We start from the raw sequence: 13,691 nt of genomic DNA on the forward strand, positions 1-13,691 counted from the left end.
GACGGCCGCGGAGCAGGCCATCCAAGTGCACCCGCGGAACTGGCTCTGCCAGGCCGCTGGGTGCGCCCCCCTGGGGGGTATCGGACGGCTACACGCAGTGAGCCGGCCAAACGGGGGGTTACTCAATACTGATTTTTCCGGTCTCGATGACCGTCTTCCACTTCGCGTATTCCTTTTGCTGGAAGGCGGCGAACTCGGCCGGCGTGTTGGCCACCATCTCGAAGCCGATGCTCGTGAACTGGTCCTTGACCTTGGGGCTGTTCAGCGCCTCGACGAAGGCGGCATGGGCCTTCTCGCGCACATCGGCCGGCAGGCCCTTGGGCGCCACGATGGCCTGCCAGGAGGTCACTTCCACGTTGGCCACGCCGGCCTCGGCCATGGTCGGCACGTCAGGCAGCACCGGAGAGCGTTTGGTGCTCGTCACGGCCAGTGCGCGCATCTTGCCGCCCTTGATGTACTGCAGCACCGAGTTCACGTTCTGGAAGGAGGCGTCGACCTGCCCGCCCATGAGGTCGGTGTGGGCCGGCGCGCCGCCCTTGTAGGGCACGTGGATGCCCTTGACGCCGATCTGCTGCCAGAACAGCTCGGCCGTCAGGTGGTCGGACGAGCCGTTGCCGGCCGAGGCGAAGGTCATCTTGCCCGGGTTGGCCTTGTTGAAGGCCACCACGTCCGCGAGGCTCCTGAACGGCGAGTTCGGATGCACCACCAGCACGTTGGGCGACTGCACGGCCACGGTGATGGGGTCGAAGTCCTTGAGCGGGTCGAACTGCATGCCCTTGAGCAAGTGCGGCACGATGACCAGCGGACCCAGCGAGGTGACCAGGAAGGTGCTGCCGTCGGCCGGCGCGCGCTTGACAAAGGTCGCGCCGATGGTGCCCGTGGCGCCGGCCTTGTTGTCCACGAGGAAGGACTGCTTGAGCTTGTCCGTCAGGAGCGGCCCGACCGCGCGCGCGACCTGGTCGGTCGAGCCGCCTGGCGGGAAGGGCACGACCAGGGTGACGGCCTTGCTGGGCCAGGTTTCGGCTGCGGCAGCGAATGCCAGCGTGGTCAGGGCGGCGGCGAGAAGTTTCTTCATGGAGTCTCCAAATCGGGCAGGGGTGAATGACATCGTTGTCATTTCGGGCGATGTCGGACGTCTACGCTCGTTCTTGCGTGTTTGTTCGATGGTTGTACGACGACCTCGACGGGAGCGATGATATCGTTGTCATTTCTGCCGTCAAGCGGGATGTTTCCCGCAGTCGCCAGCCGCCATGAACACCACGCCACCCGCCGCCAGGTCTGCCAAGCCCGCCACCTTGCACGACGTCGCCCGTGCCGCGGGCGTGTCGCTGATCACGGCCTCGCGTGCGCTGGGCAATCCTGCCGTGGTCTCGCCCAAGACCATCGCGCGCGTGCAGCAAGCCGTGCAGGCCACGGGCTACATCCCCAACCTGCTGGCGGGCGGCCTCAAGTCCAAGCGCAGCCGCATGGTGGCCGGCATCGTGCCGGCGCTGGCCGTGGCGCAGTTCCTGCCCTCGGTGCAGACGCTGACCGAGACGCTGGCCGCCGAGGGCTACCAGCTGCTGCTGGGCCAGACCGGCTACGACCGCGCGCGCGAGGAGCTGGTGCTCAACACCATGATCAGCCGCCAGCCCGACGGCATCGTCTTCACCGGCCTGGTGCAGGACGGGGCCGTGCGCGAACGCCTGCGCCGCACCGGCATCCCCGTCGTGGAGACCTGGGACCTGTCGGACGCGCCCGTGGACATGCTGGTCGGCTTCTCGCAGGACAGCGTGGGCCGCGCGGTGGGCGGCTACTTCCGCGCCAAGGGCTGGCAGCACGTGGGCATCGCCACGGCGGGCGATCCACGCGCGCAGCTGCGACGGGCAGGCTTCGAGGCCGCGTTCGGTCGGGCCGTGCCCACCGCCACCGTGGACGCCCCCAGCACCCTGGAACGCGGCCGCCAGGCGCTGGCCGAGCTGCTGGCGCGCGAACCCGGCCTGCAGGCCGTGGCCTGCAGCTCCGACCAGCTGGCCCAGGGCGTGCTGGTCGAGGCGCAGGCGCGCGGCCGGCGCGTGCCGCAGGACCTGGCGGTCTGCGGCTTCGGCAATGCCGACTTCGCGGCCCACCTGTGGCCGTCGTTGAGCACGGTGCTGATCGACGGCCCGGCCATCGGCCGTCTGGCTGCGCAACTCGTGCTGGCGCGCTGCCGCGGCGAGACGGTCACCGCGCCCATCGTGGATGTGGGCTTTCGCATCGTCGAGCGCGGCTCCACCGCCTGAAGCCCGAGGAAGCCAGCCCCCGTCCTACCGGCGGCGTCGCCATGCGCCGCTATGCTGTGGCACGGCCCTTGCACCGGGCCGAACAGCCTTCGAGGATCCCATGAGCGCCCATTTGCACCCTCTCGCCGGCAAGCCGGCTCCCGCCGATGCCCTGATCGACCTGGCCGCCCTGCGCGCCGCCTACGCCGACGACAAGCCGGACCCGGGTGTGCCGGCCCAGCGCGTGGCCTTCGGCACCTCGGGCCACCGCGGTTCATCGCTGGACCGTTCCTTCAACGACTGGCACGTGCTGGCCATCACCCAGGCCATCTGCGACCAGCGCAAGGCCCAGGGCATCACGGGCCCGCTGTTCCTGGGTGCGGACACGCATGCGCTGTCGGAGCCCGCGGTGGCCAGCGCCATGCAGGTGCTGGCGGCCAACGGCGTGCCGGTGCTGCTGTCCGCTGGCGACGAGCCCACGCCCACGCCGGCCGTCTCGCACGCCATCCTGGTCTACAACCGCGGCCGCACGCAGGGGCTGGCCGACGGCATCCTCGTCACGCCCTCGCACAACCCGCCGCGCGATGGCGGCTTCAAGTACAACCCGCCCAACGGCGGCCCCGCCGGTGGCGAGATCACCGGGCCCATCGAGGCCGCGGCCAACAAGTACCTCGAAGCCGGCCTGGCCGGCGTGCGCACCATGCCGCTGCGCGCGGCGCTGGACGCATCGACCACGCAGCGCCACGACTTCCTGAACACCTACGTGGCCGATCTGGGGAGCGTGCTCGACCTGGAGCTCATCCGCGGTTCCGGCCTGCGCCTTGGCGTGGACCCGCTGGGCGGCGCCGGCGTGCACTACTGGCGCGCCATCGCCGAGCGCTACGGCCTGCCGCTCACGGTGGTCAGCGAGACGGTGGACCCGCGCTTTGCCTTCATGACGCTGGACTGGGACGGCCAGATCCGCATGGACCCGTCCTCGCCGCACGCCATGCAGTCGCTGCTGGCGATGAAGGACCGCTTCGACGTGGCCTTCGCCTGCGACACCGACCACGACCGCCACGGCATCGTGACGCCCGGCACCGGCCTCTTGCCGCCCAACCACTACCTGGCCGTCTGCATCGACTACCTGTTCCGCCACCGCCCGCAGTGGAACGCGCAGGCGGCCGTGGGCAAGACCATCGTCTCCACGAGCGTGATCGACGGCGTGGCCGCGCGCCTGGGCCGGCGGCTGCACGAGGTGCCGGTGGGCTTCAAGTGGTTCGCCGACGGCCTGTTCGACGGTTCGCTGGGCTTCGGCGGCGAGGAGAGCGCGGGCGCGAGCTTCCTGCGCCGCGACGGCACGGTCTGGAGCACGGACAAGGACGGCATCACCGCAGCGCTGCTGGCGGCCGAGATCACGGCGCGCACCGGCCGCGACCCCGGGCAGCTCTACGCCGCGCTCGCGGCCGATTTCGGCAACCCCGTGTTCAGCCGCAAGGACGCACCGGCCACGCCGGCGCAGAAGAAGCTGCTGGGCAAGCTCACGCCCGCGCAGATCACGTCCTCCGAACTCGCTGGCGAGCCGATCACGGCCGTGCAGAGCCACGCCCCCGGCAACGGCGCGGCCATCGGCGGCATCAAGGTCAGCACCGAAGGGGGCTGGTTCGCGGCGCGGCCCTCGGGCACGGAGAACGTCTACAAGATCTACGCGGAGAGCCGGCGCGGCGAGGCACACCTGCAACGCATCTTCGCCGAGGCCCAGGCCGTGGTGGACGGCGCCATCGCCGACGCGTAGGCACGCGCTGCGCCGATGGGGCGTGGCGCGTCGCACGCCTCCAATGGGGAGCATGCCCTGCCGCCGGCAGGGCAGTCCACCCAACGAAGGAGAGCGCATGAGCACCCCCGAAGACCGCCAGCAGCTGTGGGAACTGATCAAGGACATCAAGTTCGCGATGTTCACCACGCGCCACCCGGAGAATGGCCACCTGCACTCGCGGCCCATGACCACGCAGAACAAGCAGCTCGACGAAGACGACCGCCTGTGGTTCTTCATGTCGCGCAAGAGCGATTCGGTCGAAGACCTCGCGCGCGAGGCCAACGTCAACGTGGCCTACGCCGACCCGGGCGATGACAGCTACGTCTCCGTCAGCGGCACGGCCTCCGTCAGCGAGGACAAGGCCAAGGCGCGCGCGTTGTGGAACAAGATGACCGAGGCCTGGTTCCCGGGCGGCGTGGACGATCCGGACGTCGCGCTGGTCGAAGTGCGCATCAGCCATGCCCATTTCTGGGACGTGAAGGCCAACAAGCTCACGCAGATCTTCAAGATGGCCAAGGCCGCGGCCACCGGCAAGCCGCCCACCAACATGGGCGAGAGCCGCGAAGTCCGCATGCACGCGGAGTGATCAGGAAAGGCGTGCGTCGGCCAGCCGCAGGCCGTAGCGCGCTTGGGCGTCTGCGAGCGCCGGGGCGATGCCGGGGTGCAGGCGCACGCCGTGCTCCAGCGCCTCGGCGCGCCGGCGCAGCCCGCCCTCTCCGGGCAGGCGCACAGGCTGGCGTGCATCCACGGGAAGGTTGGCGCGGCAGCGCGCCGCCACGTGGTCCATCTGGCGCAGGAAGTCGTCCTTGCCGCCGAAGGCTGCGAGGTCGTGCAGCGTGATGTAGACGGTCGCGCCCCAGCCCTCGGGTGCGTCGGCGCGGCCATGGCCGGCCAGGCCGGCCGTCAGCGATTCCACCAGCAGCGCGAGGCCGTAGCCCTTGTGGCCGTGCGTGGTGCCGCCCACGGGCAGCAAGGTCCCGGGCGGCTGGGCGAACAGCACGGCCGGGTCGTCGCTCGGCCGGCCTTGCGCGTCGATGGCCACCGGGTAGGCGAAGCGCTCGCCGGCCGCGTGCTTGCGGTTGCTCATGCCGTTGGTCGTGATCGAGGCCGAGATGTCCACCATGACGCCGCCGGCACTGAGCGGAAAGCCCAGCGCAAGCGGATTGGGCGTGAACACGGCCTGCGTGCCGCCGAAAGGCGCGACGCTGGCGGTGTTCGGGTCCGAGCAGGCCAGCAGCATCAGCATGCCTTCGTCGAGCGCGCGCAGCATGTAGACGGCCAGGCAGGCGATGTGGTGGCTGCGCCGGATCGCCAGCGTGGCCGTGCCCAGTGCGCGTGCGCGCGGCAACAGCAGGTCCAGGCCCTGGTGCACGAGCCAGGGGCCGGGCAGGCGACGGCCGTCCCAGAGCACGGCGGCGGGGCGGTCCGACAGCATCTCAGGGCTGCCTTGCACCGCCATCTTGCCGCTCTCGATTTCCTTGAGGTAACCGGCCAGCAGGGCCAGGCCGTGCGTGTCGTGGCCCAGCAGGTCGCCGTCGACCAGGGTCTGCGCCACGCTCAGCGCCATGGCGGGGGCCAGGCCGGCGCGTTGCAGCAGGCCGTCGGCGAAGGCGACCAGCGCGGCCGCGTCGTAGAGGGGGAGGGTGTCGGTCATGCGGTGATGCTGTTGCTGCGGCGGCGCCAGGCCAGCCAGCCCGAGCCTGCCCAGAGCAGGAGCGTGAACAGAGCCAGCGCGCCGGCAATGGGGCGTTCGACGAAAGCCAGCCAGCTGCCGTCGGACTTGATCATGGACGTGATGAAGTTCTCCTCCAGCATCTTGCCGAGCAGCATGCCCAGGATGGCGGGGGCGATCGGAAAGCCGTTCTCTTCGAGAACCCAGGCGGCCAGGCCGAAGGCCACCAGGATCCAGAGGTCGAACACCGCGTTGTTGATGGCGAAGGCACCCACCAGGCAGAACAGCAGGATGATGGGCATCAGGATGTTGCGCGGCATGCGCAGCATGCGCGCCGAAGCCTTGATGCAGGCCCAGCCCAGCGGCAGCATCAGCAGATTGGCCGCGATGAAGACCAGGAACACCGCGTACACGCTGGGCGCGTTGTTCATGAAGATCATGGGGCCGGGGTTCATGTTCTTCATGTAGAGCACGCCGATCACGATGGCCGTGATCGAATCGCCCGGGATGCCGAACACCAGCGCCGGCACCCAGGCGCCGGCCAGCGCGCTGTTGTTGGCGGCGCCGGCCTCCACCAGGCCTTCGGGGTGCCCCGTGCCGAACTTCTCGGGCTCCCTGGAGAGCTTTTTGCTCATCGCGAACGACATCCAGGCCGCGATGTCGGCGCCCGCGCCGGGCAGGATGCCCACGGCCGTGCCCAGCATGCTGCCGCGCAGCGTCTGCCTGGGGTACTTGCGCAGCAGCGCGCCCATGCCCGTGAACACCGAGCCGATCTGCTGGTGGAAGCGGCCGATCTGCTCGGTCGTCAGCGTGAAGCGCAGGATCTCGGAGATCGCGAACATGCCGATCATGGCCGGGATCAGGCTCACGCCGCCCAGCAGGTCGGCGCTGCCGAAGGTGAAGCGCGGATGCGCGGCCGGGTTCTCCAGGCCCACGCAGCCGATCAGCAGGCCCAGGAACAAGGTGATCACGCCCTTGAGTGGCGCGTCGCTCGTGATGAACACGGCGCAGCTGAGCCCCAGCGCCACGAGCCAGAAGTACTCGAAGGAGCTGAACTTGATCGCGAACTCCGCCAGCGAGGGCGCGGCCAGGATCAGCACGGCCGTGCCGAACAGCCCGCCGATGCACGAGAACACCAGGCCGATGCCCAGCGCCGTTTCGCCCTGGCCCTTGCGCGTCATGGCGTAGGACTCGTCGGTGTAGGCGGCCGAAGCCGGCGTGCCCGGGATGCGCAGCAGCGCGCCCGGGATGTCGCCCGCGACGATCGCCATGGCCGTGGCCGTCACGATGGCGGCGATGGCCGGCACCGGCGGCAGGAAGAAGGTGATGGGCACCAGCAGCGCCGTGGCCATGGTGGCCGTGAGCCCCGGCACTGCGCCCACGAACATGCCGAACAGGCCGGACAGCAGCATCACCACCAGCACCTGCGGCGTGGCCACGATTTGGAAGGCTTGCAGCACGGTGTCCATCAGGCGTCCTTCACCAGGCGATGGGCTGCAGCCAGCCCCAGGGCAGCGGCACGCGCAGCAACTTGTAGAAGCAGGTGTGGATCACCAGTGTGGCGACGACGGCCACGCCCAGCGCGGTCGCCAGCCGCACGCCCAGCGCCCATTGCAGTGCCAGCAGCACGAGCACGCTGCAGGCGATGAAGCCCAGCGCATCGGCGCACAGGATGTAGAACACCATGCCGGCCAGCGCCACGAGCAGGCTCGCCAGATGGCGCGGCGAGCGCAGGCCCGCGCCGAGCGTGACGAGCGGCTGGCCCGAGCGCAGGCCCTGCCAGCACAGCACGGCCGAGGCGATGGCCAGGCCGCCGGCGATCAGGCCGGGGAACAACGCAGGGCCGTACTGCTGCCCGGCGGCCGGCGGAAAGCCCTGGATGTGCCAGAGCACGGCCAGGGACAGGAGCAGCAGCACCGCCCCCGTCAGGCTGTCGTGGATGCGCATGGCGTCAGCCGCCGCCGGGCCGCCCCAAGGCGGCGTGCTCCCCTCGGGGGACGGGCCGGGCGTGCCACGGACCTGGGGGCCTCATTTGGCGATGCCCACGGCCTTCATCGCCGTGGCCGACTCGGCATCCTTGTCCGCGATGAACTTGCCGAACTCGGCCGGGCCGGCGTACAGCGCGCCGAAGCCGCGCGACTTCAGGAAGTCCTGGTAGCCCGGGCCCTCGAAGATCTTCTTGAGCGTGGCCGAGAGCCGGTCGCTGACGTCCTTGGGCAGGCCCTTGGGGCCGGCGATGCCGCGCCAGGCACCGGCGTTCCACTGCTTGCCGTTCGCGTCCGTGTACAGCGGCACCTGGGGGAAGATGCCGTCCGGCTTGGAGCCGAGCAGGATCAGCGGGCGCACCTTGCCGCCTTCGATCAGCGCACGTCCTTCGGGCAGCGAGCACGAGACCACGTCCACGCCGCCGGCCAGCAGGTCCTGCAGGCCGGGCGCCGCGCCCTGGCTCGGCACCCAGGCGATGGCATTGCCCGGCAGCTTGTTGTCGACCAGCCATTGCGCCAGACCCAGGTGCCAGATGCCGCCCTGGCCCGTGCCGCTGGCCTTGAGCTTGCCGGGATTCGCCTTGGCTGCCGCGAGCAGGTCGGCCGCGGTCTTGATCGGCGAGTCGGCACGCACGAGCACGGTGTTGGCGTCGAAGTTCATGAGCGCCAGCGGTGTGTAGTCCGCGCCGGAGAGTTGCGTGAGCCCGGCGTGCCGCATCATGCCGATCTCCACCGTCAGGATGCCGATGGTGTAGCCGTCCGGCGCCGCGGAGGCGATGGCCTGGTGGCCCACCACCCCGCTGCCGCCCGTGCGGTTGACCACGTTGACGGGCTGCTTGAGTTCCTTCTCGAGTTCGGTGCCGATGATGCGGGCCACGGCATCGGTGCCGCCGCCGGCACCCCAGGGCACGATCAGCGTGATCGGTCGGTCGGGCCAGGCCGCTAGGGCCGGCACGCCGAAGGCGAGGGTGGCGATGGCGCCGGCCGTGCGGGCCAGGACATGGCGTCGTTGCATGCGGTGTCTCCTCGTGGTCTGAAGTGGGCGCGATTGCAACATTGGTCGGGTGGTCTGACCACTCTGGATGACCCTAATCCGAGAACTTCGTCCGTTCCGACGATGCCGCCCCTGGGCCGCGACGCCAAGATGCCTCCATCGAAAATGGCTGGCCCGCGCCGGCCCGAGGAGGCGTACGAGATGGCAGGACCTTTGCAGGGACTTCGGGTGGTCGAGATGGCAGGCATCGGGCCGGGCCCGTTCTGCGCGATGCTGTTCGCGGACATGGGCGCCGAAGTGCTGCGCGTGGAGCGGCCCGGCAGCCGGCGCAATCCGCACGACATCCTGGCGCGCGGCCGCACCGTGCTGCCGCTGGACCTGCGGGCCGAGGGCGCGGCCGAGCAGTTGCTGCAGACCATCGCGCGCGCCGATGTGTTGATCGAGGGCTTTCGCCCTGGCGTGATGGAGCGCCTGGGCCTGGGCCCGGACCTGTGCCTCGCGCGCAACCCGCGCCTGGTGTACGGCCGCATGACGGGCTGGGGCCAGCACGGGCCACTGGCCCAGGCGGCCGGGCACGACATCAACTACATCGCCATCAGCGGCGCGCTGCACGCCATCGGCCGCTCGGGCGAGACGCCGGTGCCCCCCCTGAACTACGTGGGCGATTTCGGTGGCGGCGCCATGCTGCTGGCCTTCGGCATCCTCGCGGCGCTGCACGAGAGCAAGGCCTCGGGCCAGGGCCAGGTGATCGACGCGGCCATGACCGATGGCGCGGCCCTGCTGTCGGCCATGATGTACGGCATGAAGGCCGCCGGCCAGTGGAACAACCAGCGCGGCGAGAACCTGCTCGACGGTGCCGCCCACTTCTACGACACCTATGCCTGCGCCGACGGCAGGTACGTGGCCATCGGCGCGATCGAGCCGCAGTTCTACGCGCTGCTGCGCGAGCGCTGCGGCATTGCCGACGATCCGGCCTTCGACGCACAGCTGGACCATGCGCGGTGGCCGCTGCTCAAGCTGCGCATGGCCGACCTGTTCCGCACACGCACGCGCGACGAATGGTGCACGCTGCTGGAAGGCACGGACGCCTGCTTCGCGCCCGTGCTGGACTGGGACGAGGCGCCGGCCCACGCGCACAACCGCGCGCGCGGCACCTTCGCCGAGACGGGCGGCATGGTGCAGCCCGCGCCCGCGCCGCGCTTCAGCCGCACGCCGCCCGAGCTGCCGCCAGCCCAGTCGCCGTACGATGCCGCCACGCTGCTGGCGCGCTGGTCTGCGCGCTGACCAGCAACAACGAGGAGACAAGCATGCAACTGACCCAGTCCCTGCACAAGGCGCTGCGTGAGAAGCCGCAGGCCACGGCCGTGGTCTTCGGCGAACGCCGCAGCAGCTTCGCGCGGCTGCACAACCGCGTGGCGCGCGTGGCCGCCGTGCTGCGCCAGCTCGGCATGGCGCCGGGCGACCGCGTGGCCATGCTGGCCATGAACTCCGACCACTACGTCGAGTACCTGTTCGGTACCTGGTGGGGCGGCGGCGCGATCAACCCTGTCAACGTGCGCTGGAGCCCGCAGGAGATCGCCTACTCGCTGGACGACTGCGACACGCGCATCCTGCTGGTCGACCAATTCTTCGCCAAGCAGGTGGCCTCGCTGCGCGACCTGTCCAAGTCGCTCAGGACGCTGATCTACGTCGGCGAGGGGCCTGCGCCCGAGGGCATGCTTTCGTTCGAAGCCCTGCTGGCCGCGGCCGAGCCCGTGGAGGACCTGCGCCGCCAGCGCGACGACCTGGCCGCCGTGATGTACACGGGTGGCACCACGGGCCGGCCCAAGGGCGTGATGCTCACGCACAGCAACCTGTATCTCAACGGCCTGGCCTCGGCCGCCGCCGTGCCGCGCGCCTGGCAGGTGCAGGCCCTGGTCACGGCGCCGTTCTTCCACGTCGCCGGCTGCGGCCTGTCGCTGCAGATGGTGCTGCGCATGGCGACCCAGGTCGTCATTCCGTTCTACGAGGAGGTGGCGGTGCTGCAGGCCATTGCACGCGAGCAGGTCACCGAGACCTTCCTCGTGCCCACCATGGTCAAGCGGCTCATCGAGCACCCGCGCTTTGCCGAGTTCGACGTGAAGAGCCTGCGCATGGTGCTGTACGGTGCCGCGCCCATCGATGCCACCTTGCTGGGCCAGGCCATGGCCGCGCTGCCCGGCGTGCACTTCTGCCAGGCCTATGGCATGACCGAGCTGGCGCCCACCATCGCCGTGCTGCTGCCCGAGGACCACCTGCCCGGCCCCCACCAGGCCAAGCGTCTGCGCTCGGCCGGCAAGTCGGTGCCGATCGCCGAGATCAGCATCCGCGACCCCGAGAACAACGAGCTGCCGCCCGGCCAGGTCGGCGAGATCTGCGCGCGCGGCCCCATGGTCATGCAGGGCTACTGGAACAAGCCGGCCGAGACCGAGGCCGCGCTGCGCGGCGGCTGGATGCACACGGGCGACGGCGGCATGATGGACGAGGAGGGCTACCTCTACGTGGTCGACCGCATCAAGGACATGATCGTGAGCGGCGGCGAGAACGTGTATTCGGCCGAGGTCGAGAACGCGCTGGCGCAACTCGATGGTGTGTCCATGTCCGCCGTGATCGGCGTGCCCGACGAGAAGTGGGGCGAGCGCGTGCACGCCGTCATCGTGCAGCGCCCCGGAGCGGACCTGGACGAGGCCGCCGTGATCGCCCACTGCAAGACCCTGATCGCCGGCTACAAGTGCCCGCGCAGCGTGGAGTTCCGTACCGAACTGCCCGTGTCGCCAGCCGGCAAGCTGCAGAAGTTCGTGCTGCGCGAGCCCTACTGGAAGGGCCGCGAGCGGAAAGTGAATTGACCACCCCGTTTGGACTTCTCACTGCGTGTAGAAGTCCCATCCCCCTCAAGGGGCGCACCCAGCGGTCCGGCAGAGCCGGTCCCGCGGGTGCACTGGCATGGCCTGCTCCGTGGCCTTGCGAGGCGCTGCTTGCAGGCCGGCACTTGGACTGCGGGCGGCTTGCGTGATGGACTACTGAGAGAAAGAGACAAGCATGAGCATCGATTTCCGCCGCTCCTGGATGGACGAAGACCTGTCGCTGTTCCGCGACAACGTGGTGCGCTTCATCGAGACCGAGATGCAGCCGCACGACGAGGCGGCCCGCAAGAACGGGCATGTGGGCCATGCGCTCTGGCGCAAGGCCGGCGAACTGGGCCTGTTGTGCACGGACATCCCCGAGGAATACGGCGGTGGTGGCGGCGACTTCCGCCACGAGGCCGTGATCCACGAAGAGATGGCGGCACGCGCGCTGTCGGGCATGAGCGTGGGCGTGCACTCCATCGTCGCGCACTACTTCCTGAACCACGGCACCGAAGACCAGAAGCGCCACTACCTGCCCCGCCTGGCGCGCGGCGAGATCGTCGGCGCCATTGCCATGACCGAGCCCGGCGCCGGCTCGGACCTGCAGGGCGTGCGCACGCGTGCCGACAAGGTGGAAGGCGGCTACGCCTTGCATGGCTCCAAGACCTTCATCTCCAACGGCTTCCTGGCCGGCGTGGTGCTGGTGGTCGCCAAGACCGACCCGACCCAGGGCGCCAAGGGCACCTCCATCCTGGTCGTGGACACGCAGGACACGCCGGGCTTTCGCGTGGGACGCGTGCTCGACAAGATCGGCCTGAAGGCGCAGGACACCTCCGAGCTGTTCTTCGACGACGTGCGCGTGCCGGCCAGCGCCGTGCTGGGCGGCAAGGAGGGCCAGGGCTTCTTCCAGCTCATGGGCGACCTGCCCTACGAGCGGCTCATCATCGGGGTCTCTTCGCTGGCCGCGATGGAAGGCGCCTACCGCGCCACGCTGGACTATGTGCGCGAGCGCAAGGCCTTCGGCAAGCCCGTGGCCGAGTTCCAGAACACCAAGTTCAAGCTGGCCGAGATCGCCACGCAGATCAAGGTCGGCCGTGCCTTCATCGACCGCTGCGTGGAAGACCTGGTCGCCGGCAGCCTCGACACCGCCACGGCCTCCATGGCCAAGCTCTGGGGTTCCGAAGCCCAGGGCCGGGTCGTCGACGAATGCCTGCAGCTGTTCGGTGGCTACGGCTACATGAACGAGTACCTGGTCGCGCGCATGTACACCGACGCACGCATCCAGCGCATCTACGGTGGCACCAACGAGATCATGAAAGAAGTGATCTCGCGCGCGCTGTGAGTCCCGAAGTGTTGCAGGTGGAGGAGCGCGGCGGCGTCGCCTGGCTCACGATGAACCGGCCCGAGCGCCTGAACGCGCTCGACCCGGCCCTGACCGACGCGCTGCGCCACTACTTCGAAGGCCTGAACGCGCGCAGCAGCGCGCGCGTGGTCGTGCTGCAGGGCGCGGGCCGGGCCTTTTGTGCGGGCCTGGACATCAAGGACACCACGGCGCAAGGCGGCGGCCAGCGCGGCGTGGAGGAGATGCTGGAGAAGCAGAAGAGCATCCGCGACATCATGCTGGCCATGCGGCGCTGCCCGCAGCCCATCGTCAGCGTGGTGCAGGGCGCGGCCAGCGGCGGCGGTTTCGCGCTCGCGCTGGCCTCGGACATCCGGCTGGCCACGCCGGATGCGCGCATGAACGCGGCCTTCATCCGCATCGGCCTGTCGGCCTGCGACGTGGGCGTGAGCTACTTCCTGCCGCGCATGGTGGGCAGCTCGGTCGCGGCCGAGTATTTGCTGACGGGCCGCTTCATGGAGGCGCAGCGCGCCTACGCGCTGGGCCTGGTCAGCCGTGTCGCGCCGCTGGCCGAGCTGCAGGCCGATGCGCAATCGCTGGCCGAGGACATGCTGCGCGCCACGCCCGTGGCGCTGCGCCTGACCAAGGACGCGCTGGGCCTGGCCATCGACGCGCCCAGCATGGAGGCCGTGATCGCGCTGGAGGACCGCAACCAGGTGCTGTGCACGCAGACCGGCGACTTCCGCGAAGGCATGAACGCCTTCCTCGAGAAACGCGCGCCCCGCTACACGGGCCGTTGAAG

Annotated in this window: 12 protein-coding genes; 7 read left to right on the forward strand and 5 right to left on the reverse strand. The window is 69.9% G+C overall.

Annotation, left to right across the window (positions count from 1 at the left end):
* Positions 1-118 precede the first annotated feature (118 nt).
* Complete coding sequence (locus tag IE209_RS01135; protein ID WP_189685188.1) at positions 119-1,075, reverse strand: Bug family tripartite tricarboxylate transporter substrate binding protein; 957 nt, start codon at positions 1,073-1,075, stop codon at positions 119-121.
* Positions 1,076-1,250: 175 nt separating this feature from the next.
* Between IE209_RS01135 and IE209_RS01140 the strand changes: the two genes are divergently transcribed.
* The 3 genes from IE209_RS01140 to IE209_RS01150 all read left to right on the forward strand — a co-directional run bounded on the left by IE209_RS01140 (position 1,251) and on the right by IE209_RS01150 (position 4,621).
* Entirely contained in the window at positions 1,251-2,261 is a 1,011-nt protein-coding gene (locus IE209_RS01140; RefSeq protein ID WP_189685189.1) for a LacI family DNA-binding transcriptional regulator, read from the forward strand.
* Between the two features lie 100 nt (positions 2,262-2,361).
* On the forward strand, positions 2,362-4,014 hold the full coding sequence (pgm, locus tag IE209_RS01145; protein ID WP_189685190.1) for a phosphoglucomutase (alpha-D-glucose-1,6-bisphosphate-dependent): 1,653 nt from the start codon (positions 2,362-2,364) through the stop codon (positions 4,012-4,014).
* Positions 4,015-4,111: 97 nt separating this feature from the next.
* Positions 4,112-4,621 (forward strand): pyridoxamine 5'-phosphate oxidase family protein, encoded by a 510-nt coding sequence (locus IE209_RS01150; RefSeq protein WP_189685191.1) that lies wholly within the window; start codon positions 4,112-4,114, stop codon positions 4,619-4,621.
* Here IE209_RS01150 and IE209_RS01155 read toward each other — a convergent pair whose 3' ends face one another.
* From IE209_RS01155 to IE209_RS01170, 4 genes are all read right to left on the reverse strand, one after another.
* Positions 4,622-5,689, reverse strand: a complete 1,068-nt coding sequence (locus IE209_RS01155) for an Ldh family oxidoreductase (protein WP_189685192.1) — start codon at positions 5,687-5,689, stop codon at positions 4,622-4,624. It lies immediately after the preceding gene.
* A complete protein-coding gene (locus tag IE209_RS01160) occupies positions 5,686-7,179 on the reverse strand; it encodes a tripartite tricarboxylate transporter permease (protein WP_373305262.1) in 1,494 nt (497 codons plus the stop codon). Before IE209_RS01160 ends, IE209_RS01155 begins: the two co-directional genes overlap by 4 nt.
* 7 nt (positions 7,180-7,186) lie before the next feature.
* Positions 7,187-7,654, reverse strand: coding sequence for a tripartite tricarboxylate transporter TctB family protein (locus IE209_RS01165; protein WP_189685194.1), 468 nt, complete (start codon positions 7,652-7,654; stop codon positions 7,187-7,189).
* Between the two features lie 81 nt (positions 7,655-7,735).
* Positions 7,736-8,707, reverse strand: a complete 972-nt coding sequence (locus IE209_RS01170) for a Bug family tripartite tricarboxylate transporter substrate binding protein (RefSeq protein ID WP_189685195.1) — start codon at positions 8,705-8,707, stop codon at positions 7,736-7,738.
* Positions 8,708-8,887: 180 nt separating this feature from the next.
* On the opposite strand from IE209_RS01170, the gene IE209_RS01175 reads away from it, so the two are divergent.
* The 4 genes from IE209_RS01175 to IE209_RS01190 all read left to right on the forward strand — a co-directional run bounded on the left by IE209_RS01175 (position 8,888) and on the right by IE209_RS01190 (position 13,689).
* A complete protein-coding gene (locus tag IE209_RS01175; protein ID WP_189685196.1) occupies positions 8,888-9,970 on the forward strand; it encodes a CaiB/BaiF CoA transferase family protein in 1,083 nt (360 codons plus the stop codon).
* 23 nt (positions 9,971-9,993) lie between these two features.
* Positions 9,994-11,550, forward strand: a complete 1,557-nt coding sequence (locus IE209_RS01180; protein WP_189685197.1) for a long-chain-fatty-acid--CoA ligase — start codon at positions 9,994-9,996, stop codon at positions 11,548-11,550.
* 193 nt (positions 11,551-11,743) lie between these two features.
* Positions 11,744-12,892: an acyl-CoA dehydrogenase family protein gene (locus tag IE209_RS01185; protein ID WP_189685198.1), complete on the forward strand. Its 1,149-nt coding sequence runs from the start codon at positions 11,744-11,746 to the stop codon at positions 12,890-12,892.
* Entirely contained in the window at positions 12,889-13,689 is an 801-nt protein-coding gene (locus IE209_RS01190; RefSeq protein ID WP_189685199.1) for an enoyl-CoA hydratase/isomerase family protein, read from the forward strand. The genes IE209_RS01185 and IE209_RS01190 overlap by 4 nt, the downstream gene beginning before the upstream one ends.
* Positions 13,690-13,691: the final 2 nt, after the last annotated feature.

The sequence above is a fragment of the Pseudorhodoferax aquiterrae genome, assembly GCF_014652235.1.
Classification (GTDB): Bacteria; Pseudomonadota; Gammaproteobacteria; order Burkholderiales; family Burkholderiaceae_C; genus Pseudorhodoferax; species Pseudorhodoferax aquiterrae.

Excerpts from the sequence above, each read along its gene's own strand:
- IE209_RS01185 (WP_189685198.1), top strand. The coding sequence starts at position 11,744 with ATGAGCATCGATTTCCGCCGCTCCTGGATGGACGAAGACCTGTCGCTG.
- IE209_RS01155 (WP_189685192.1), bottom strand. The coding sequence starts at position 5,689 with ATGACCGACACCCTCCCCCTCTACGACGCGGCCGCGCTGGTCGCCTTC.
- IE209_RS01140 (WP_189685189.1), top strand. The coding sequence starts at position 1,251 with ATGAACACCACGCCACCCGCCGCCAGGTCTGCCAAGCCCGCCACCTTG.
- pgm (WP_189685190.1), top strand. The coding sequence starts at position 2,362 with ATGAGCGCCCATTTGCACCCTCTCGCCGGCAAGCCGGCTCCCGCCGAT.
- IE209_RS01135 (WP_189685188.1), bottom strand. The coding sequence starts at position 1,075 with ATGAAGAAACTTCTCGCCGCCGCCCTGACCACGCTGGCATTCGCTGCC.
- IE209_RS01165 (WP_189685194.1), bottom strand. The coding sequence starts at position 7,654 with ATGCGCATCCACGACAGCCTGACGGGGGCGGTGCTGCTGCTCCTGTCC.
- IE209_RS01170 (WP_189685195.1), bottom strand. The coding sequence starts at position 8,707 with ATGCAACGACGCCATGTCCTGGCCCGCACGGCCGGCGCCATCGCCACC.
- IE209_RS01180 (WP_189685197.1), top strand. The coding sequence starts at position 9,994 with ATGCAACTGACCCAGTCCCTGCACAAGGCGCTGCGTGAGAAGCCGCAG.
- IE209_RS01175 (WP_189685196.1), top strand. The coding sequence starts at position 8,888 with ATGGCAGGACCTTTGCAGGGACTTCGGGTGGTCGAGATGGCAGGCATC.
- IE209_RS01150 (WP_189685191.1), top strand. The coding sequence starts at position 4,112 with ATGAGCACCCCCGAAGACCGCCAGCAGCTGTGGGAACTGATCAAGGAC.